This window comes from Enterobacter sp. Crenshaw, from assembly GCF_024734705.1.
Taxonomy (GTDB): domain Bacteria; phylum Pseudomonadota; class Gammaproteobacteria; order Enterobacterales; family Enterobacteriaceae; genus Enterobacter; species Enterobacter asburiae_B.
The window spans coordinates 2,827,326-2,847,884 of record NZ_CP102932.1 but is presented as its reverse complement, the minus strand read 5'-3'; the positions used below and the strand labels follow the sequence as shown (position 1 = coordinate 2,847,884).

The following is a 20,559-nucleotide window of genomic DNA, read 5'->3' as shown; positions in this document are numbered from 1 at the left end:
AAGGTGTTGTATGTTGAACCGTATCCGCGTTGTCACAATGCTCATGATGGTGCTGGTCATTTTCGCACTTCTTCAGCTCATCTCCGGCGGGCTTTTTTTCTCGTCATTAAAACAGAACCAGGACAGCTTCGCGGCCTCGAACGATCTCCGCCTGCAGCAGAGTGAACTCACCTCAACGTGGGATCTGATGCTGCAAACGCGTATCAACCTGAGCCGCTCGTCCGCGCGCATGATGATGGACCCCAACAATCAGCAGAGCAGCGCGAAAACCGATCTGTTGAAAAATGCCCGTGCCACCCTCGCTGACGCCGCGAAACACTACGACGCCTTCAAAAAGATCGCCCCGCAGCCTGCTATGGAGCAGGTGAGCCAGAATATCGATGAAAAATACAATGCCTACCATACCGGCCTGACAGAGCTGATTCAGTTCCTGGAGAGCGGCAATATGGACGCCTATTTCGCGCAGCCAACGCAGGGGATGCAAAACGCACTCGGCGCGGCGCTGGGGGAATACGCGAAGGTCAGTGGCGATCTCTATCACTCGGCCTTTACGGCAAGCCAGAATGACTACCGCTTTGCAAAATGGCAGATGGCCGTGATGGCGCTGGCGCTGGTCATTGTGCTGGTCGCGGTCTGGTACGGCATTCGCCATATCCTGCTGAACCCTCTCGGCCGCGTCATTGCCCACATTCGTGAAATTGCCGGCGGTGACCTGACCAAAACGCTGACCGTTTCCGGGCGCAATGAGATCACCGAGCTGGCAAACAGCGTTGACCATATGCAGCGTTCGTTAATCGAAACCGTTGCCAACGTACGTAACGGGTCGGAGGCTATCTACACCGGCACCAGCGAAATTGCGATGGGGAATAACGACCTCTCATCCCGTACCGAGCAGCAGGCGTCCGCCCTGGAAGAGACGGCCGCCAGCATGGAGCAGCTCACCGCGACCGTGAAGCAGAACGCCGATAACGCCCGCCAGGCGTCTCAGCTGGCGGAAAGCGCCTCCGAGACGGCGCAGCGCGGCGGCCGCGTGGTGGATGGCGTGGTGAAAACCATGCACGAAATCGCCGACAGCTCGAAGAAAATCGCCGACATCATCAGCGTTATCGACGGCATTGCCTTCCAGACCAACATTCTGGCGCTGAACGCCGCCGTGGAAGCGGCGCGCGCGGGTGAACAGGGGCGCGGGTTTGCCGTGGTGGCCGGGGAAGTACGCAACCTGGCCAGCCGCAGCGCCAACGCGGCCAAAGAGATCAAGTCCCTGATTGAAGATTCCGTCTCCCGCGTGGATACCGGCTCCGTGCTGGTGGAAAGCGCCGGGGAGACCATGAATGACATCGTGAATGCCGTCACCCGCGTGACGGACATCATGGGGGAAATCGCCTCTGCGTCCGATGAGCAGAGTCGTGGTATCGACCAGGTTGCTCTGGCGGTATCGGAAATGGATCGCGTGACACAGCAAAACGCCGCGCTGGTGCAGGAGTCCGCTGCGGCGGCCGCTGCTCTGGAAGACCAGGCGAGCCGTCTGAAGATGGCCGTCTCGGCGTTTCGTCTCGCTTCACTCGCTGGAAACACGGTCACCACGCAGGCGACGTATCGAGCGCCAGCCGCTGAATCGGCTGCACACCGTACGCGCACCGCGACGACCGGACAAGATGAAAACTGGGAAACATTTTGACTGACAATTAAACCGCGGCTGCTTGCCGCTTGATGGGAGCGTGGATGTTAAATCGTATTCGTATCTCGACCACACTGTTTTTGATTCTGATCCTTTGCGGTGTGTTGCAGGTTGGCAGTAACGGGTTGTCTTTTTGGGCGTTTCGCGATGGCTATCAGAATTTGCAGGAAGTTGAGGCGAGTAATCAGCAGCGCTCCGCACTGGCACAAACGCGTGCCGTGCTGTTGCAGGCAAGCACTGCGCTGAACAAGGCGGGAACCTTAACCGCGCTGAGTTATCCGCCGGATGACATTAAAGCGCTGATGGCGACCGCGCGCGACAGTCTGAAGCAGGCTGACGCACAGTTTAAAGCCTTTACGGCGCAGGCCGCCGACAGTGAGAAAGAGAAAGCGCTGAAGGCCGCCATGAAGACGAACTTTGAGCAGTGGTACAGCGATCTGGACCACCAGGCGACGTGGCTTGAGAACAACCAGCTTTCGGACTTTATGACTGCACCGGTTCAGGCGTCTCAGGCGGCGTTTGACGGCAGCTTTAACGCGTGGCAGCAGGATATTAACCAGTCTGTTCAGCGTGCCGGTGACCAGAGCCGTCAAAGCTATCACATGTCGGGCGTCATCTTTGCCGTGGTGGTGATTCTGGCAGGGCTGCTGACCGGCGGGGCGCTGCTCTGGTCGCGCAGAATGATCGTGCAGCCGCTGGCGATTATCAGCAGCCACTTCGACAGTATTGCGAAAGGGGACCTGGCGCGTCCGGTGGCGGTGTTCGGCAAGAACGAAATTTCGGCGATCTTTGCCAGCCTGAAGGCGATGCAGGGATCCCTGCGGGAAACGGTGAGCGACGTGCGGCAGGGCAGCTATGCCATGCACACCGGGATCTCTGAGATTGCGGCGGGGAACAACGATCTCTCGTCCCGCACCGAGCAGCAGGCGGCCTCGCTGGCGCAGACGGCGGCCAGCATGGAGCAGTTAACCGCGACGGTAGGCCAGAACGCCGATAACGCGCGTCAGGCGTCTGACCTGTCAAAACAGGCGGCGATGACGGCGAAGAAAGGCGGCGACCAGGCGTCCCATGTCGCCAGCACCATGCAGGAGATTGCCACCAGCTCGCAGAAAATTGGTGACATCATCAGCGTGATTGACGGTATCGCGTTCCAGACCAACATTCTGGCGCTGAATGCCGCCGTGGAAGCGGCGCGCGCCGGTGAGCAAGGGCGCGGGTTTGCGGTGGTGGCGGGGGAGGTGCGTAACCTGGCGAGCCGCAGCGCCAACGCGGCGAAAGAGATTAAGGTGCTGATCGAAGAGTCGGTTTCGCGCGTTCAGCAGGGCTCAACGCTGGTGGATACGGCGGCGAAAACCATGCACGAGATCGTCACCTCCGTGACGCGGGTGAACGACATCATGGGCGAGATTGCCTCTGCGTCGGATGAACAGCGTCGCGGGATTGAGCAGGTTGCCCAGGCCGTCAGCCAGATGGATCAGGTGACGCAACAAAACGCCTCGTTAGTTGAGGAAGCTGCAGCGGCAACCGATCAGCTGGCCAGCCAGGCGGATCGTCTGACCGGACTGGTCGCGGTATTTAATGTGAAAGAGCACGTTGAAGCAGTAACAGAAGTCGGGCGGTCGCAGGCCGTGCCAGTTGTATCCTGAATGTAATTAAGAAGGCGCTATGACATCACCAATGCCCCCTGGGCAAACGTCATTATTGTTGCAGATGACACAGCGCCTCGCGCTGTCCGACGCGCATTTTCGTCGGATATGTCAGTTAATCTACCAGCGTGCGGGGATCGTGCTTGCGGATCATAAGCGGGACATGGTCTACAACCGTCTGGTGCGGCGCTTGCGTACGCTGGGGCTGGATGATTTTGGCCGCTATCTGAGCATGCTCGAGGCGAACCAGAACAGCGCAGAGTGGCAGGCTTTTATTAACTCGTTAACCACCAACCTGACGGCGTTTTTCCGTGAAGCTCACCACTTCCCGGTCCTGGCCGAGCACGCCCGCCGTCGCACCGGGGAGTATCGCGTATGGAGCGCGGCCGCCTCGACGGGTGAAGAGCCGTACTCGCTGGCGATAACCCTTGCTGACACCCTGGGCATGACGCCCGGACGCTGGAAAGTCTACGCCAGCGATATCGATACCGAGGTGCTGGAGAAGGCGCGTAACGGCGTGTATCGCCAGGATGAACTGAAAACGCTGTCGCCGCAGCAGCTGCAGCGTTATTTCATGCGCGGCACGGGCCCGCATGAAGGCCTGGTGCGCGTACGCCAGGAGCTGGCGAACTGCGTCGAATTCGCGCCCGTTAACCTGCTGGATAAGCAGTACAACGTGCCGGGGCCGTTCGACGCCATTTTTTGCCGTAACGTCATGATCTATTTTGATAAAACGACGCAACAGGACATTTTGCGTCGGTTTGTTCCGTTGCTCAAGCCTGACGGTTTACTGTTTGCCGGGCACTCGGAAAACTTCAGCAACCTCGCGCGTGAGTTTAGCCTGCGTGGGCAAACGGTATATGCGCTGAGTAAGGAAAAAGCATGAGTAAAATCAGGGTGTTGTCTGTCGATGATTCAGCGCTGATGCGTCAGATCATGACTGAAATTATCAATAGCCACAGCGACATGGAGATGGTGGCGACTGCGCCCGATCCTCTGGTAGCGCGGGATTTAATTAAAAAATATAACCCCGACGTGCTAACGCTGGATGTCGAGATGCCGCGCATGGATGGCATAGATTTCCTCGAAAAATTAATGCGGCTTCGGCCCATGCCGGTGGTGATGGTCTCCTCCCTGACCGGAAAAGGATCGGAAATCACCCTGCGCGCGCTGGAGCTGGGGGCGGTGGATTTTGTCACCAAACCGCAGCTCGGCATTCGCGAAGGGATGCTGGCCTACAGCGAAATGATCGCGGAGAAGATCCGCACCGCGTCGCGGGCGAAGCTTGCTGCCCATACGCCATTGGCCGCGCCTGCGACCCTGAAGGCCGGTCCCTTACTCAGCTCGGAAAAACTGCTGGTTATTGGGGCGTCAACCGGAGGAACAGAGGCAATTCGTCATGTACTCCAGCCATTGCCGCTTTCAAGTCCGGGTATTCTGATCACTCAGCATATGCCGCCAGGCTTTACCCGTTCATTCGCCGAACGCCTGAACAAGCTGTGCCAGATCAGCGTGAAGGAGGCGGAAGACGGCGAGCGCGTGCTCCCGGGACATGCCTATATCGCCCCGGGCGACAAGCATATGGAGCTGTCGCGCAGCGGCGCTAACTATCAAATCAAAATTCATGACGGACCGCCGGTCAACCGGCACCGCCCGTCGGTGGATGTGCTGTTTCATTCGGTGGCGAAACATGCGGGGCGCAACGCCGTTGGGGTGATCCTGACGGGGATGGGCAACGATGGTGCCGCCGGAATGCTTGCAATGCACCAGGCTGGCGCCTGGACGATTGCGCAGAATGAAGCAAGTTGTGTGGTGTTCGGCATGCCGCGCGAGGCCATCAATATGGGTGGCGTGAGCGAAGTGGTCGATCTTAGCCAGGTAAGCCAGCAGATGCTGGCGAAAATCAGTGCCGGACAGGCAATACGTATTTGACTCAGGAGTATTATTTTATGGCGGATAAAGAGCTTAAGTTTTTGGTTGTGGATGACTTTTCCACCATGCGTCGCATCGTGCGCAACCTGCTGAAAGAGCTGGGCTTCAACAACGTTGAAGAAGCAGAAGACGGCGTTGATGCGCTGAACAAACTGCAGGCTGGCGGGTTTGGTTTTGTTATCTCCGACTGGAACATGCCTAACATGGACGGTCTGGAACTGCTGAAAACCATTCGTGCCGATGCCGGAATGGCGTCTATGCCGGTTCTGATGGTTACTGCAGAAGCGAAAAAAGAGAACATCATTGCCGCTGCACAGGCGGGCGCAAGCGGCTATGTGGTGAAGCCATTCACCGCGGCAACCCTGGAAGAGAAGCTCGGTAAGATCTTCGAGAAACTCGGCATGTGAGGTGATGGAAATGTTGCAACCTGCTATGAAACCCGTTGAAGAACACTCGCCGAGCGATATTATCGTCCGCATCGGCAGCCTGACGCGCATGCTGCGTGACAGCCTGCGTGAGCTGGGTCTGGATCAGGCGATTGCCGAAGCGGCGGAAGCCATTCCTGATGCCCGCGATCGTCTGGACTATGTTGTACAGATGACCGCTCAGGCCGCGGAACGTGCGCTGAATAGTGTTGAAGCGTCACAGCCGCACCAGGATGCGATGGAAAAGGGGGCGAAAGCGCTGAGCAAACGCTGGGACGAGTGGTTTGAGAACCCTATCGAGCTGGCGGATGCCCGTGAGCTGGTGACGGATACCCGTCAGTACCTGGGTGATGTGCCGGGGCACACCAGCTTCACCAACGCCCAGCTGCTGGACATCATGATGGCGCAGGATTTCCAGGACCTGACCGGTCAGGTGATCAAGCGCATGATGGATGTTATCCAGGAGATTGAGCGTCAGCTGCTGATGGTTCTGCTGGAGAACATCCCGGAACCGGCGGCCCGTCCAAAACGCGAGAACGAAAGCCTGCTCAATGGTCCACAGCTCGACGCCAGCAAGGCGGGCGTTGTGGCAAGCCAGGATCAGGTCGACGATCTGCTGGACAGCCTCGGCTTCTGATTGTTCTGATTACCCTCAGGCTGCGGCGTCAGCCTGAGGGTAGTTCGGTTAGCGAAGATCCATCTTCACCGTCACGTTACCTTCAAAGCGGCCGGGGGCCGGGGAGGCATTCGTCGTGCTGACCGGTACAGCCTGAATTTTGACCACACCGTTTCCTTGCGCGTCCATCGTCACCGGAAACTCATAGGTCCCATCCAGCGCGACGTTCTGACTGTTTTCATCATATACACGTACCCCGAGATCGTCCCTGTCCAGAAGTTTTGCAATGTACGGCGTGCTGTTGTCTGCCACGCCCTGATCTGCGGTCAGCGTGAGCTTTATCCGGTCCGTGTTTCCCACTGCGTTATCATCGCAGTGGTAGGCAATATCAACGTTTTTGATGGCATAACGTTTTGGCGGTTGCCCCTTGATGACGAATTGCTTGCTGACGATGCTGCCGAACTCAACCTCAATGGTGCTGCCTTCGTTGATAACGCAGCTTAGCGGCGCAGATAGGGTGCCGCCAAACCAGATATCAGAGACCTGATCTGCCTGTCCAGGATCGCAGCTTCCCCCCGAGCCGAAATAAAGACAGGCATAGTTTTGCGCGACGATCGTCGAAGGGATCACCTCTTGACCCAGGATGGGTTTTTTAACGTGAAGCAGGATCGCAACGACGTTCCAGCGGAAATTACGCTTTACTGTAGCGGCGTTGCTCGGCTGGGTGCCACTACTGCAAACGTTGGCATCTCCCTCCGTTTTGGCGAGTGCATTCTCAGTCGTGTTACGCATATTACTTCTGGACGTCGGGTATTCATTGACAGCTATCGGGGTCAAAGAAGTGCCGTCCGGAGAGTTAATTGCATCAGCGTAGGCGGTGATATCGGCATCGATCTTTTCTGTCAAATAGCCGTATCCGCTTGTTCCAGGTTTGAGCGGGCTTCCAGCGAAGGTTTTTTCATAAACCATGCTCGAAGAAAATATATTTCCGGGACAGCTGCAGTTGGCCACTATCACCGGGCCATTGCCGACCAGATGATTTGGCACATCATAATCATGATTGGCGATATTTTCGCTGGACGAAAACTCATGATCGAACGTCGTGGTGTAGGCTTGCGGCGCACCGAAGCAGTCATGGAGTAAAGTCGCGGCTCCCCTGCACGGGCTGGTTGCGGTCAGGCTCAATACCGTGGCCAATGAAGCCCTGGTGACCTGTTTCTTGAGTATAGTTATCATGTGCTTATTCCTGCTGACAAAGCTCGCTAACCGAGCGAATACCGTTAGGGCTTTCGGTTTGGTTGGCTGACAGTTGCGTAATGCTGGCGCGGCACTGTTGGCCCGTGCCGTTACCCCATTTCACGGTGATCTGCGCGGTCTCTCCAATGCCTGCCAGATAGACGGTGCCGGTTTCATCGACAATGCCGCTCATCACCGGGTCGCTACTGGTCGCGATGGCGCCGAACGGAACGGGGAGACCGTTTGGACGCTTCAGGGTGACCAGCATCCGGTAGCCTGTGTGGGCGTCAAATCTGGCCAGAACTGCCGCGTTGCGCGATGGAATGACGGTGATGGCGGTATCGCTGCTGTCGACATTTTCCGGCAGGCTCGAGGTATCAATACGAATATTGTTCTCCTGGTAGGGAGTGAGCGATGGAATGACTGCGTTACCCTGCCAGTCGGTCCGAATACCCCGCTGGTTCAGGAAACGGATGCCGGAAGCGTCGTTGGCGTTCACGATAGCAAACTGGCTTCCTAAAGGTTGAGCCAGCGTGATGCCCTGAGGATGGGCTACAATAGCGCCGCCAATGCCGTAGTTAAGCTGCTGAGAGTGATCGGTGGAAGCGTAATAGCCTGCGGTCAGATTGGCGTACTGCGAGCGGTAGCTGCCATAGACGCTGCTGATATCTTCCCCGTCGTGGTTGGAGTGGCTCTGCTGCAACGAGTAGCTCAGACGCTCATCCTCCAGAAGCGTGCCGCTGAGGCCCACGTTTTGCCGCGTATAGCCATTTTTAGTGTTGCTGATGTTATAGCTACTCCAGGCGCGTGGCAGCCATCTGGCGAGAGGAATGCTAAATCCCAAAGAGACCATCCTGTCAGACTCGTCGCCGTTGGTTTTGCTGTACGTATAGGCAATGTGATAGCTCGTGCCGGCAACAACGGTATTGAATCCCAGAGACAGGCTGCGCTCTTTTTTAGAGGTGCCCCAGTAATCCTGCTGATAACCGTTAAGATACAAACTCACCCCAGCAACGGTTTGGCTAACGCTGGCCTGAATGCGGTTGCGTTTATTGTAACGAAACTGCAGATCGTCTTCGTGAGCGTCAAGTTTTTGGTTGGCGTCGGCAAAGCTGTAATACCCGCGGCTGGAGTATCGGTAGCTGCCGAGGCTGAAGTTGGTATCGGTCGAATCCAGTTTACCGGTATAAAGCAAACGCCATGACTGGCCGGTATGCTGGCTGTTATCGTCTAGCCGGGTATCGGCCATGGTAACGTCAGCGGACAGCGAGCCCAGCGGACCGAGCGCCAGACCGGCACCGGTATTGGCTGCGTTATAGTCTTTCGAGAGCGTCAGCCCTCCAAACCAGGTGAGAAGGTTATTTAAACCGTAAATCATGCTTCCCTGGAAAAAGTCGGGTTCCTTTTGGTCGCTCCCGCTTTCAGCACGATAACGGCCTGCTGTCATTTCGTACTTCATATGCCCAGGCCGCAGCATAACCGCGATACTGGAGTAGGGCTGCGTAAAGTGATGCTCGGTGCCGTCAGCCTCTTTCACCGTAACGTCCAGATCGCCGCTGTTGGTCGTGGAGTAGAGATCGTCGATTTCGAACGCGCCCGGCGCGACATTTTGCTGATAGATGAGGTAGCCATTCTGGCGCACCGAGACTTCCGCATTTGAACTGGCGATGCCGCGTATGACAGGGGCATAGCCGCGTTGGCTGTAGGGAAGCATCTCTTCATCCGACGCAAGGTTAACGCCCCGGTACTGTAAGCTATCAAATACCTCGCCCCGCGTGTTGCTTTCTCCGGCCGTGAACTGTGCCTTGATGGCGTCAACGTCATGCTGGAGGAAGGTATTGATGTTTTCCCACAGGTTTTCATTCTCTGAATTGCTCCACGTTGAATAATTGCGCACTCGCCAGCCACCCAGGTTGGCGCCGGTGCGCAAATTCAGATATTGACTGGTGGCGCTGTTGTCGCCGCTCTCCTGATTTTTTGATCCTGAGAAAGCGTAGTCACTGAACAACACGGGAACACCGTCGTCCCACCGCGAAGGATCGATGTAATCGCGACCGGTACCCCTTAACGCGGCCTGAGGAATACTCAACGCTAATGTCATGTTTGAAAAATCAAGCCGCGCGGAGGCCTGGGGGATATAGTTGCTGATATCTTTAGGCAAAGCCTTATTGGCGGGTAACGCAAGCAAGGCGGGATACTGGTCGATAGCAACCCCCCATTCCCGCAGCATATCCGGTGTGAGCTGCGGTATCAGTGACCCTTCCGGCGAGCTGACGTAAGCGATACTGGTGGTGCTCAGGCGGTGTTCGTTCACCTGCACTCGTGAGGAATAGGTGCCGGGTAGCTGAGCATTCGACTTTGAAAAGAGTGAAAGGTCGATATCCTGCTGGGCCAGCATGTCTCCTTCAAGCGATGAGGGAGAGAAACGATACTCACGGGCCAGCGTCGAGAAGCTCGCGATGAGCAAGACACCGCCAAGGCAGCGAAGAAGCGGATTCGGTCTAAAGAGCCGCTCGTATGACATATCATTACGTCCTGTCATCATCGCGGTCTTTTAACCCTGCGCCAGGGTGGCGGTGTATTTTTCGGAAGCATTGCCGTAATCGGTTATGCAGCGCCAGGTGACGCTCGTTCCCTGAGCATTGTCAGGGAGAGGAATGTCAGCGCGGGATTTAGGGGCAACCATGTCGGCTTTCTCCACTTTGTGCGCTCCCAGCGCAAGTGAATCAAAGACGCTGTAGAACGCCCCCTCGTTGATTACAGTGAGCTGCTGACCATGACGAGCGAAGCGCAGGTTTTTGCAAGATTCAGAGGGCGTACCGCTCAGTCCAACAGGGCGCCAGAACAGTTTCAGACGCGTTTTATAGATTAACCGCAGGACGTTTTTGTCTCCCTCATCCGTAGCCGTGGCAGGAACGGTTCGTACGTTCATATAGAACAGAGACTCTTTATCGCCTGCTAAGGTTGTCCCGTTCCAGGTAATACGCAGGCTTTGCTCTTTTTGCGGATCGAGCCGAAAGAGAGGCGGTGTCACGATAAACGGTCCGTGTGTTTTACCATCACCTGTATCCGTCCATGACTGTATTAACCATGGAAGCTCTTTATCATTATTTTGTAAGGGCAGGGCAACTTCCTTTTTCGCAGCATCGTAGATTATGCGTGTGCGACCGATCTGAATACCTGCTGCGTGACAAAAGGTGCTCGCAATAACAGGAGTCCATAATAAGACCTGGAGTAAAATGCGCATGGTGAAACCTTTAATAAAGGAGGTTAAGGGGAAATGATAATAGTCCGAGTCCGGACTATTATCAGATCATGACTCCTTAAGCGTCATGACGCCTAAATATATATATTATGAATATCAGTAATACGTTTATTAACGGTAAAGAATATTTACCGTCATATCAGCATCTGCCGGACCGGCGGTAACCGCATCTGCAAATGATTTATAGCGGGCATTAAAATCAGCTTTAATCGTATCTTCGGATTTTGTCGCCAGTTCGATATAGATCTGCCCTTCAGCGCCATCCATCGTGATGAGCTTATCATCTTTACCCGCCGGGCTGACGGCAATGCCGATACCGGTGGCCGCGGTTTCGCCCGTGGTGGTAATTTTACTGACGTCCAGCAGCGTCTTGGTCTTGGTCAGGGTCGTTGGGCCGTTAAAGGTCAGCTGAACAGCCGGAAGCCCAGCGCTTGTTAACGGGCAGTTCGCCAGCGTAATGGAGAACTCCGTAAGTGCGGTCTCCTTCCCAACGGTATTAAACAATGATGTAGGATAGTACCCAGTGGGATAGTACTGTCCGTGCCGTCGTCACCCTGAATGGTGCAGCTTGATTCGATAATTTCACCCGTAAAATGAATCGTGCCGGCATTCATTTCTGCGGCGAAACCATTCATCGACAGTGTTGCAAGGGCTAAGCCCGCAATAATATTCTTTTTGAAATCCATATTAAATGTCCCTTTAAGTAAAAAGAAATACCTGGCATACATTTTGCTTTCTGGTGAAAAGTAAATTATGTCGCGTGAAATTATAACATTTAATTTTCTGCGGGTAAGGGAGTCTCAGGATTAATGTTATGCAGATTCATCCTTTTTAGGATTGTGCGGGCTAATGATTTATATGGTATCGATTGCTCTGAATTATTGAATTTACATGGTTATATCATTCCTGCAATACCGTCTGGTTAAAATCGACGATTATGTTAATTTTCTTTCGGGATATTTTAGAGTAAATGTTCTTTAAAACTGCGCTTAATTCATTTTGTAATATGAAACACATCACAAAAGCTGGAGAATGTTCGTTCGAACATTTCTTGCCCTCTTTTCACTCACCCGAATTGCAGGGGGGGGCTTAAACTGGATAAAAAGACCCGGTTATAGGGGTTTTTCAGCCCATTGATCAAAGGCGGTGCTGGCATGATAGCCGTGACGTAATGGGCTGAGCATGCACTGTGGCAGAAGAGAACGACGACAAAACGGAAGCCCCCACACCCCACCGACTAGAAAAAGCGCGTGAGGAAGGGCAGATCCCCCGATCCCGAGAATTGACCTCCCTGCTGATCCTTATCGTAGGGGTGTGCATTATCTGGTGGGGCGGGGAGTCGCTCGCCCGCAAGCTGGCGGGAATGTTGTCCACCGGCTTACGTTTTGACCACAGCATGGTCAACGATCCGAATCTGATCCTCAGCCAGATTATTCAGCTTATTAAAGGGGCCATGGTCGCGCTGCTGCCCCTGATAACCGGGGTCGTGCTGGTCGCGCTGGTCTCTCCGGTGATGCTCGGCGGCCTGGTTTTTAGTGCCAAATCGCTGCAACCGAAATTTTCCAAACTGAATCCGCTGCCGGGTATTGCGAAAATGTTCTCTGCGCAGACCGGGGCTGAGCTGCTCAAAGCCGTTCTCAAATCGGTGCTGATGGGCAGTTCCGCGGGGTTTTACCTCTGGTACCACTGGCCGGAAATGATGCGTCTTATCAGCGAATCGCCGCTCACCGCGATGAGCAACGCGCTGAATCTGGTCGGGCTTTGCGCGCTGCTGGTGGTGCTCAGCATTATCCCGATGGTGGGTTTTGACGTGATCTTCCAGCTTTATACCCACTTCAAAAAGCTGCGCATGTCGCGTCAGGATATCCGTGACGAATATAAGCAGATGGAAGGTGACCCGCACGTAAAAGGGCGTATCCGCCAGATGCAGCGTGCCGCCGCCCGTCGCCGCATGATGGACGATGTGCCGAAGGCCGACGTCATTGTTACTAACCCGACGCACTATTCCGTTGCGCTGCGCTATGACGAAAACAAAATGAGCGCGCCGAAAGTCGTTGCGAAAGGGGCGGGGCTGATCGCACTGCGTATCCGGGAAATTGGTACTGAAAACCGCGTGCCGATCCTGGAAGCCCCTCCGCTGGCGCGTGCCCTGTACCGCCATGCGGATATCGGACAACAGATCCCGGGACAACTTTACGCCGCCGTGGCGGAAGTGCTGGCCTGGGTGTGGCAGTTGAAGCGCTGGCGTCTGGCTGGCGGTCAGCGGCCTGTGAAACCTGAAAACCTTCCGGTGCCTGCCGCGCTGGATTTTATGAACGAGAAGGACACTGATGGCTAATCTGGTGGCAATGTTGCGCCTGCCCGGCAACCTGAAATCGACCCAATGGCAAATCCTTGCCGGGCCGATTCTGATCCTGCTAATTCTGTCGATGATGGTACTGCCGCTCCCGGCATTCATCCTCGATCTGCTTTTCACTTTCAATATTGCGCTGTCCATTATGGTGCTGCTGGTGGCGATGTTCACCCAGCGTACCCTGGAGTTTGCCGCATTCCCGACCATTCTGCTGTTTACCACCTTGCTCCGACTGGCGCTGAACGTGGCGTCCACGCGTATCATCCTGATGGAAGGTCACACCGGTGCGGCAGCGGCAGGTAAAGTGGTGGAGGCGTTCGGCCACTTCCTGGTGGGCGGCAATTTCGCTATCGGTATCGTGGTGTTCGTTATCCTCGTTATCATCAACTTTATGGTTATCACCAAAGGTGCAGGGCGTATCGCGGAAGTGGGCGCGCGTTTTGTGCTGGATGGGATGCCGGGCAAGCAGATGGCGATCGACGCCGACCTGAACGCCGGCCTTATTGCCGAAGATGAAGCCAAAAAACGCCGTTCGGAAGTGACGCAGGAGGCGGACTTCTACGGCTCCATGGACGGTGCGAGCAAGTTTGTGCGCGGTGACGCCATCGCGGGCATTCTGATCATGGTGATTAACGTGGTCGGCGGCCTGCTGGTGGGCGTATTGCAGCACGGAATGGACATGGGCCACGCGGCGGAAAGCTATACGCTGCTGACCATTGGTGACGGTCTGGTCGCGCAGATCCCGGCACTGGTTATCTCCACGGCGGCGGGTGTGATTGTAACCCGCGTGAGTACCGATCAGGACGTTGGCGAGCAGATGGTGGGCCAGCTCTTCAGCAACCCGCGCGTTATGCTGCTGGCCGCTGCCGTTCTGGGTTTGCTCGGCCTGGTGCCGGGGATGCCAAACCTCGTCTTCCTGCTGTTTACGGCGGGTCTGCTGGGGCTTGCCTGGTGGATGCGTGGCCGTGAAATCAAACCGGCAGCGGAACCTGTTCAGGTAAAAATGCCGGAGAATACCCAGGCCGTCGAAGCGACCTGGAACGACGTTCAGCTGGAAGATTCCCTGGGAATGGAAGTGGGCTATCGCCTGATTCCGATGGTCGATTTCCAGCAGGATGGCGAGCTGCTTGGCCGTATCCGCAGTATCCGTAAAAAATTCGCCCAGGATATGGGCTTCCTGCCGCCGGTTGTACACATCCGCGACAATATGGACCTGCCGCCCGCGCGCTACCGCATTCTCATGAAAGGGGTCGAAATTGGCAGCGGTGATGCCTATCCGGGCCGCTGGCTGGCGATTAACCCGGGCACCGCCGCAGGCACGCTGCCGGGCGAGCAAACCATCGATCCGGCCTTTGGCTTGGCCGCTATCTGGATTGAAAGTGCCCTGAAAGAGCAGGCGCAAATCCAGGGCTATACGGTTGTTGAAGCCAGTACCGTGGTGGCGACCCATCTTAATCACCTGATCGGGCAATTCTCGGCAGAGCTGTTTGGCCGTCAGGAAGCGCAGCAGCTGCTTGACCGCGTCACGCAGGAGATGCCGAAGCTGACGGAAGATCTGGTCCCGGGCGTGGTGACTTTAACCACGCTGCACAAGGTGCTGCAAAACCTGCTCGAAGAGAAAGTGCCGATCCGCGATATGCGCACCATTCTCGAAACCCTTGCCGAGCATGCGCCGATACAAAGCGATCCGCACGAGCTGACGGCGGTGGTACGCGTGGCGTTGGGTCGTGCGATCACCCAGCAGTGGTTCCCGGGAACCGGAGAAGTGCAGGTCATTGGCCTCGATACGCCGCTTGAACGCCTGCTGCTGCAGGCCCTGCAGGGCGGGGGCGGCCTGGAGCCGGGCCTGGCGGACCGTCTGCTGGCGCAAACGCAGGAGGCGCTGGCGCGCCAGGAGATGCTGGGCGCGCCGCCGGTGCTGCTGGTGAACCATGCGCTGCGTCCGCTGCTGTCACGCTTCCTGCGTCGTAGCCTGAACCAGCTGGTCGTGCTGTCGAATATGGAGCTGTCGGATAACCGTCACATCCGCATGACCGCGACGATCGGAGGAAAATAATGCGTAAATGGCTCTGGATTTTGTTCTTCCCGCTGGCGGCGCACGCTGCCGGGGAAGGCACCTGGCAGGCAAGCAGCATGGGAGTGACCCTCAGCAACCGGGGCGTTGCTATGTCATCTAACCCGCTGTCGCCTTCTGAAGGCGTGTCCGGTCAGATGGGCCTTGTGGTCTGGAATTACCGGCTGATTGGCCCAACGCCCGCAGGGCTGCGGGTGCGCCTCTGTTCTCAGACGCGCTGCACGGAAATCGATGGCGAAAATGGCACGACGCAGGCGTTCAACGGCGTACCGGCCATTGAACCTTTGCGTTTCATCTGGGAAGTGCCGGGCGGGGGACGTTTAATCCCGGCGCTGAAAGTACAGAGTAATTCTGTCATCGTGAACTACCGCTAACACCCTGCCTTTTCACCAGCCATCAGCAATTTTGATGGCTGGCTCTCAAAACTGACCTCACCTTTTGATCAAATAGAAACACTGTTTTATAAATCAGTGACGCGCGTGACGGTACTCTTTGCATTATTGCCATTGACCCTCTTAGTGATGGCAGAAACAGAAAGGTATCAACCGGTCGATGCATTTACTGTAGCCGTCTAAAAGCTCCCGGAAGACGCTTGCTTGCAGGGAGTCTCCCAAAACTGATTAGGGGTGACGGCAATGAGAACACGTAAAATTGGGCTCGCAAACTATCTCGCTTACGGGTCAGGCGATTTCCTCGGGGCGGGTACCACCGCCCTGACGGCGGCCTGGCTTTTATATTTTTATACCACCTTCTGCGGGCTCTCACCGATCGAAGCAACGTTTATCTTTGCCGCTGCAAGGGTGCTGGATGCCGTCGTTAGCCCGTTAATGGGCTTTTTAACCGATAACTTTGGGACAACCCGGCTCGGTAAGCGCTTCGGCCGTCGTAAGTTTTTTATCCTGCTGGGGATTCCGTGCGTGTTCAGCTACTCGCTGATGTGGGTTGGGGACATGAGCTTCTGGTACTACCTGCTGACCTATCTGGTGTTTGATATTGTCTACACCATGATTCTGGTGCCGTACGAAACGCTGGTACCGGAAATGACCGATGACTTTAAACAGAAAACCAAGTTCTCCGGGGCGCGTATCTCAATGGCGCAGATGTCCGCCATTCTGGCCTCCTTCCTGCCGGGGATCCTGTTAACCCACTTCGGGAAAGAAAACGCGATCTCCTTCTTCTACGCAAGCCTGGTCTTCTCCTTGCTCTGCGCCCTGATGCTAACCTTCGTCTGGTTCTTTACCTGGGAACGCCCGCGCGAAGAGTGGTCAGAAGCGGCGCTGCGTGCTGAAGAAGAGAAGAAGAAGCTGACGCTGGGGCAGAGCCTCAACCGCCTGATCGTTGAGTTAAGCTCCACGCTGCGCATCAAGATTTTCCGTCAGCATCTGGGCATGTACCTTGGCGGCTATATCGCGCAGGACGTGTTTAATGCGGTATTCACCTACTACGTGGTGTTCGTGCTGATGCAGGAAGCGTCAATGGCGTCCAATCTGCTGGGCACGATGGCTATTTTCCAGTTCTTTGCGGTTATCGCCATGATCCCGCTGTGCATCCGTTTCGGGCCTGCACCGTCCTACCGCATGGTCGTGGTGCTGTTTGGTCTGGCGTCTCTCTCTTACGCCATGCTCTATTACGCGGGCCTGAGTGACGTCTACGCTCTGCTGTTGCTGATCTCAGCGGTTGCCGGTCTCGGTCGCGGCGGTATCAACTACGTGCCGTGGAACACCTATACCTACATTGCTGACGTGGATGAAGCGATCACCGGCCAGCGCCGCGAAGGGATCTTCGCGGGCATCATGACCCTGACCCGTAAGGCGTCACAGGCCGGTGCGGTGATGCTGGTGGGCATCGTGATGCAGATGTCCGGCTTTGTTAGCGGTCAGAAAGTACAGCCTGCGGAAGTGAGCCACACCATTTTGACGATCCTGAGCGTGGGCACCATCCTGGTCCTGTTCTGCGGCTTCCTCGTTTCCCTGCGCTTCAGGCTCAATTTGCAGACCCACAGCACGCTGCGCGAGGAGACCGCAAAAATGCGTGAGTGTGGTCATGCGATGCCTGAGTCAGCGACGCCCCACGCCCGCGCCACCGTCGAGATGCTGGCCGGTATGCCTTATGAGTCACTGTGGGGCAATAACAACATCGGTTATCTGAATCGCAATAAGCCAGCGGCACCCTCGCTGAAGGATCGCGCGGTACTGAATTCGACATACAACAGAGGTTAAGATGATGAAAGTTTGGCCTGTCAAACATACCCCGTTATTACGTCAGCCAGAGCGCTTTATCGCCCGGGACGAACTGAAATCGCTGATTCAAAAGGTGACGCATAGCCTGGTCAATATCCACGACAAAACGGGTGAATTTTTGCTGCGGCTGGACGACGGGCGCGTGATCGACACTAAAGGCTGGGCCGGATGGGAGTGGACGCACGGCGTTGGCCTGTACGGTATCTGGCAATATTACTGCCAGACCGGCGACGAAGGTATGCGAGACATCATCGACAGCTGGTTTGCCGACCGCTTTGCGCAAGGCGCGACCACCAAAAACGTGAATACCATGTCGCCGTTCCTGACGCTGGCTTATCGCTACGAAGAGACCAAAAATCAGGCCTGGCGGCCGTGGCTGGAAAGCTGGGCGGAATGGGCGATGGCCGAGATGCCGCGCACGGAACACGGCGGGATGCAGCACATCACTCTGGCGGAAGAAAACCATCAACAGATGTGGGATGACACGCTGATGATGACGGTGCTGCCGCTGGCGAAAATCGGCAAGCTGCTCAACAAACCGGAATACGTTGAAGAGGCGGTGTATCAGTTCCTGCTGCACGTGCAGAACCTGATGGACCGGGAGACCGGGCTGTGGTTCCACGGCTGGAGCTACGACGGCAACCATAACTTCGCCCGTGCCCGTTGGGCGCGCGGCAACAGCTGGCTCACCATCGCGATCCCGGACTTCCTTGAGCTTGTGGATCTGCCGGAAAACAGCGCCGTGCGCCGCTATCTGGTGCAGGTATTGAATGCGCAGATTGCCGCGCTGGCGAAATATCAGGACGACAGCGGGCTATGGCATACGCTGCTCGACGATCCACATTCTTATCTTGAGGCGTCCGCCACGGCAGGGTTTGCCTACGGCATTCTGAAAGCCGTGCGCAAGCGCTATGTTGGCACGGAGTATGCCGAAGTGGCAGAAAAAGCGATTCGCGGTATCGTCAAAAATATTTCGCCGGAAGGCGAGCTGTTGCAAACGTCGTTCGGCACGGGCATGGGCAGCGATCTTGAGTTTTATCGCCAGATCCCGCTGACGTCGATGCCGTACGGACAGGCGATGGCGATTCTCTGTTTAACGGAATATTTGCGGAAGTATTTCTGATAAGAAAAAACCCGGCGCTTGCCGGGTTTTTTGTATTACATGCGTTCTACGGTTTCGATACCCAGGGTATCCAGACCCAGCTTCAGGGTCTTCGCCGTGAGCTGCGCCAGCTTCAGGCGGCTGTTGCGGACCGATTCGTTTTCCGCAGACAGAATAGGGCAGTGTTCGTAGAAGCCGGAGAACAGCCCCGCCAGATCGTAGAGGTAAGCACACATCACGTGAGGCGTGCCGTCACGCGCGACAACCGTCAGCGTCTCTTCAAACTGCAGCAGGCGCGCTGCCAGCTGTGCTTCACGATCTTCCGTGATGGTCACTGTCGCATTCGCCAGTACGTTTTCATCAATGTTCGCCTTACGGAACACCGAGAGCACGCGGGTGTAGGCATACTGCATGTAAGGCGCTGTATTGCCTTCAAACGCCAGCATGTTATCCCAGTCGAAGATATAGTCGGTGGTACGGTTCTTGGAGAGATCCGCGTATTTGACCGCACCGATACCCACGGCGTTGGCCAGTTTTTCCAGCTCATCGGCAGGCATGTCCGGGTTCTTTTCAGCCACCAGACGGCGAGCGCGTTCCAGCGCTTCGTCCAGCAGGTCGGACAGCTTCACGGTACCGCCCGCACGGGTTTTGAACGGCTTGCCGTCTTTACCCAGCATCATGCCGAACATGTGGTGTTCCAGCGGAACGCAATCCGGCACGTAACCGGCTTTACGCACGATGGTCCACGCCTGCATCAGGTGCTGGTGCTGACGGGAGTCGATGTAGTACAGCACGCGGTCAGCATGCAGCGTCTCGTAACGGTATTTCGCACAGGCGATGTCAGTGGTGGTGTAGAGGTAGCCGCCATCCTTTTTCTGGATGATCACGCCCATCGGTTCGCCTTCCTTGTTTTTATACTCATCAAGGAACACCACCGTTGCGCCTTCGCTCTCTACCGCCAGGTTTTTCGCTTTCAGGTCAGCCACAATGCCGGGCAGCATTGGGTTATAGAGGCTTTCGCCCATCACGTCGTCACGGGTCAGGGTAACGTTCAGACGGTTATAGGTCAGCTGGTTCTGCGACATGGTGATGTCGACAAGCTTGCGCCACATCTCGAGGAAGTATTGGTCGCCGCCCTGCAGTTTAACCACGTAGCTGCGCGCGCGCTCGGCAAAGGCTTCGTCTTCGTCGTAGTGTTTTTTGGCTTCGCGGTAGAACCCTTCCAGGTCCGCCAGCGCCATTTCACCCGCGTTTTCCTGCTGCTGTTTTTCCAGGTAAGCAATCAGCATGCCGAACTGGGTACCCCAGTCGCCCACGTGGTTCGCGCGGATCACCTTGTGACCGAGGAACTCGAGCGTGCGCACCGCGGCATCACCAATGATGGTGGAGCGCAGGTGGCCAACGTGCATCTCTTTCGCCACGTTCGGCGCAGAGTAGTCGATCACGACGGTCTGCGCATCCGGCTGGGAAACGCCCAGACGGTCAGATTTCAGGGCCGCGTCAACGTGGCTTGCCAGGAATGCAGGCTCAAGGAAGATGTTGATAAAGCCCGGACCGGCGATTTCGGTTTTGCTGGCAATGCCGGAAAGATCCAGATGCGTCAGTACCTGCTCAGCGAGCTGTCGCGGCGGCATGCCCAGTTTTTTAGCCACTGCCATCACGCCATTAGCCTGATAGTCGCCAAACTGTACTTTTGCTGACTGACGAACCTGCGGTTCGCAATCCGCAGGTGCGCCTGCGGCAATCAGTGCCTGACTGACTTTTTCGGAGAGAAGAGCCTGAATATTCACCTGGATACCTTACGTTTTTGATGCGGGCTTACAACCGCCCGCGCCAGTTAAAGAATTTAGGGCGGGAGTATACTGCAAATGCCCTCTGGCGTCAGCATTGCGGGGCCTGAAGATTGCTCAGAATCCAGGCGGTGAAGGTGTGCATAATCATGCAGTCGCAAAAAGCCGGATTCTGCGGTTGGTCAAAACAGGGCAACAGAGT

Annotated in this window: 16 protein-coding genes; 11 read left to right on the top strand and 5 right to left on the bottom strand. The window is 56.1% G+C overall.

Annotated features, from left to right (window positions below; translation table 11 throughout):
- Positions 1–10 precede the first annotated feature (10 nt).
- Genes tar through cheZ form a run of 6 tightly spaced genes read left to right on the top strand, consistent with a single transcriptional unit; the run spans position 11 to position 6,318 of the window.
- Positions 11–1,678, top strand: a complete 1,668-nt coding sequence (tar, locus tag NWV12_RS13635; protein ID WP_039263668.1) for a methyl-accepting chemotaxis protein II — start codon at positions 11–13, stop codon at positions 1,676–1,678.
- 44 nt (positions 1,679–1,722) lie between these two features.
- The gene (tap, locus tag NWV12_RS13630; RefSeq protein ID WP_023312254.1) at positions 1,723–3,324 is read left to right on the top strand and encodes a methyl-accepting chemotaxis protein IV; all 1,602 of its coding nucleotides are present in this window, start codon (positions 1,723–1,725) and stop codon (positions 3,322–3,324) included.
- Between the two features lie 19 nt (positions 3,325–3,343).
- Positions 3,344–4,210 (top strand): protein-glutamate O-methyltransferase CheR, encoded by an 867-nt coding sequence (gene cheR / locus NWV12_RS13625; RefSeq protein ID WP_023312253.1) that lies wholly within the window; start codon positions 3,344–3,346, stop codon positions 4,208–4,210.
- Positions 4,207–5,256 (top strand): chemotaxis response regulator protein-glutamate methylesterase, encoded by a 1,050-nt coding sequence (locus NWV12_RS13620; protein ID WP_029741783.1) that lies wholly within the window; start codon positions 4,207–4,209, stop codon positions 5,254–5,256. Before cheR ends, NWV12_RS13620 begins: the two co-directional genes overlap by 4 nt.
- A 17-nt stretch (positions 5,257–5,273) precedes the next feature.
- Positions 5,274–5,663, top strand: a complete 390-nt coding sequence (gene cheY / locus NWV12_RS13615; protein WP_008500431.1) for a chemotaxis response regulator CheY — start codon at positions 5,274–5,276, stop codon at positions 5,661–5,663.
- Positions 5,664–5,673: 10 nt separating this feature from the next.
- Positions 5,674–6,318: a protein phosphatase CheZ gene (gene cheZ / locus NWV12_RS13610; RefSeq protein WP_023312251.1), complete on the top strand. Its 645-nt coding sequence runs from the start codon at positions 5,674–5,676 to the stop codon at positions 6,316–6,318.
- Between the two features lie 48 nt (positions 6,319–6,366).
- On the opposite strand, the gene NWV12_RS13605 is transcribed toward cheZ, so the two are convergent.
- The 4 genes from NWV12_RS13605 to NWV12_RS13590 all read right to left on the bottom strand — a co-directional run bounded on the left by NWV12_RS13605 (position 6,367) and on the right by NWV12_RS13590 (position 11,302).
- Positions 6,367–7,533, bottom strand: a complete 1,167-nt coding sequence (locus tag NWV12_RS13605) for a fimbrial protein (protein WP_048979941.1) — start codon at positions 7,531–7,533, stop codon at positions 6,367–6,369.
- A 4-nt stretch (positions 7,534–7,537) separates the two neighbouring features.
- Positions 7,538–10,057 (bottom strand): fimbria/pilus outer membrane usher protein, encoded by a 2,520-nt coding sequence (locus NWV12_RS13600; protein ID WP_172620285.1) that lies wholly within the window; start codon positions 10,055–10,057, stop codon positions 7,538–7,540.
- A 30-nt stretch (positions 10,058–10,087) separates the two neighbouring features.
- Positions 10,088–10,780, bottom strand: coding sequence for a molecular chaperone (locus NWV12_RS13595; RefSeq protein ID WP_048979937.1), 693 nt, complete (start codon positions 10,778–10,780; stop codon positions 10,088–10,090).
- Positions 10,781–10,909: 129 nt separating this feature from the next.
- Complete coding sequence (locus NWV12_RS13590; protein WP_233788477.1) at positions 10,910–11,302, bottom strand: fimbrial protein; 393 nt, start codon at positions 11,300–11,302, stop codon at positions 10,910–10,912.
- Between the two features lie 685 nt (positions 11,303–11,987).
- On the opposite strand from NWV12_RS13590, the gene flhB reads away from it, so the two are divergent.
- The 5 genes from flhB (at position 11,988) to NWV12_RS13565 (ending at position 18,588) form a co-directional block, all read left to right on the top strand.
- A complete protein-coding gene (gene flhB / locus NWV12_RS13585) occupies positions 11,988–13,136 on the top strand; it encodes a flagellar biosynthesis protein FlhB (protein WP_033145863.1) in 1,149 nt (382 codons plus the stop codon).
- A complete protein-coding gene (flhA, locus tag NWV12_RS13580) occupies positions 13,129–15,207 on the top strand; it encodes a flagellar biosynthesis protein FlhA (RefSeq protein WP_033145862.1) in 2,079 nt (692 codons plus the stop codon). The genes flhB and flhA overlap by 8 nt, the downstream gene beginning before the upstream one ends.
- The gene (locus NWV12_RS13575) at positions 15,207–15,599 is read left to right on the top strand and encodes a flagellar protein FlhE (RefSeq protein ID WP_033145861.1); all 393 of its coding nucleotides are present in this window, start codon (positions 15,207–15,209) and stop codon (positions 15,597–15,599) included. The genes flhA and NWV12_RS13575 overlap by 1 nt, the downstream gene beginning before the upstream one ends.
- 261 nt (positions 15,600–15,860) lie before the next feature.
- The gene (locus NWV12_RS13570) at positions 15,861–17,444 is read left to right on the top strand and encodes an MFS transporter (protein ID WP_048979934.1); all 1,584 of its coding nucleotides are present in this window, start codon (positions 15,861–15,863) and stop codon (positions 17,442–17,444) included.
- A 4-nt stretch (positions 17,445–17,448) separates the two neighbouring features.
- The gene (locus tag NWV12_RS13565; protein ID WP_048979955.1) at positions 17,449–18,588 is read left to right on the top strand and encodes a glycoside hydrolase family 105 protein; all 1,140 of its coding nucleotides are present in this window, start codon (positions 17,449–17,451) and stop codon (positions 18,586–18,588) included.
- A 35-nt stretch (positions 18,589–18,623) separates the two neighbouring features.
- Here the strand turns inward: NWV12_RS13565 and argS are convergent, their stop codons facing one another.
- The gene (gene argS / locus NWV12_RS13560) at positions 18,624–20,357 is read right to left on the bottom strand and encodes an arginine--tRNA ligase (protein ID WP_048979933.1); all 1,734 of its coding nucleotides are present in this window, start codon (positions 20,355–20,357) and stop codon (positions 18,624–18,626) included.
- Positions 20,358–20,559: the final 202 nt, after the last annotated feature.

What these genes read in the sequence shown, in the direction of transcription:
- NWV12_RS13570 (WP_048979934.1), top strand. Translation starts at nt 15,861, where the DNA reads ATGAGAACACGTAAAATTGGGCTCGCAAACTATCTCGCTTACGGGTCA.
- NWV12_RS13595 (WP_048979937.1), bottom strand. Translation starts at nt 10,780, where the DNA reads ATGCGCATTTTACTCCAGGTCTTATTATGGACTCCTGTTATTGCGAGC.
- cheZ (WP_023312251.1), top strand. Translation starts at nt 5,674, where the DNA reads ATGTTGCAACCTGCTATGAAACCCGTTGAAGAACACTCGCCGAGCGAT.
- NWV12_RS13600 (WP_172620285.1), bottom strand. Translation starts at nt 10,057, where the DNA reads ATGTCATACGAGCGGCTCTTTAGACCGAATCCGCTTCTTCGCTGCCTT.
- flhA (WP_033145862.1), top strand. Translation starts at nt 13,129, where the DNA reads ATGGCTAATCTGGTGGCAATGTTGCGCCTGCCCGGCAACCTGAAATCG.
- NWV12_RS13605 (WP_048979941.1), bottom strand. Translation starts at nt 7,533, where the DNA reads ATGATAACTATACTCAAGAAACAGGTCACCAGGGCTTCATTGGCCACG.
- tar (WP_039263668.1), top strand. Translation starts at nt 11, where the DNA reads ATGTTGAACCGTATCCGCGTTGTCACAATGCTCATGATGGTGCTGGTC.
- NWV12_RS13620 (WP_029741783.1), top strand. Translation starts at nt 4,207, where the DNA reads ATGAGTAAAATCAGGGTGTTGTCTGTCGATGATTCAGCGCTGATGCGT.
- NWV12_RS13565 (WP_048979955.1), top strand. Translation starts at nt 17,449, where the DNA reads ATGAAAGTTTGGCCTGTCAAACATACCCCGTTATTACGTCAGCCAGAG.
- cheY (WP_008500431.1), top strand. Translation starts at nt 5,274, where the DNA reads ATGGCGGATAAAGAGCTTAAGTTTTTGGTTGTGGATGACTTTTCCACC.
- tap (WP_023312254.1), top strand. Translation starts at nt 1,723, where the DNA reads ATGTTAAATCGTATTCGTATCTCGACCACACTGTTTTTGATTCTGATC.
- cheR (WP_023312253.1), top strand. Translation starts at nt 3,344, where the DNA reads ATGACATCACCAATGCCCCCTGGGCAAACGTCATTATTGTTGCAGATG.
- NWV12_RS13575 (WP_033145861.1), top strand. Translation starts at nt 15,207, where the DNA reads ATGCGTAAATGGCTCTGGATTTTGTTCTTCCCGCTGGCGGCGCACGCT.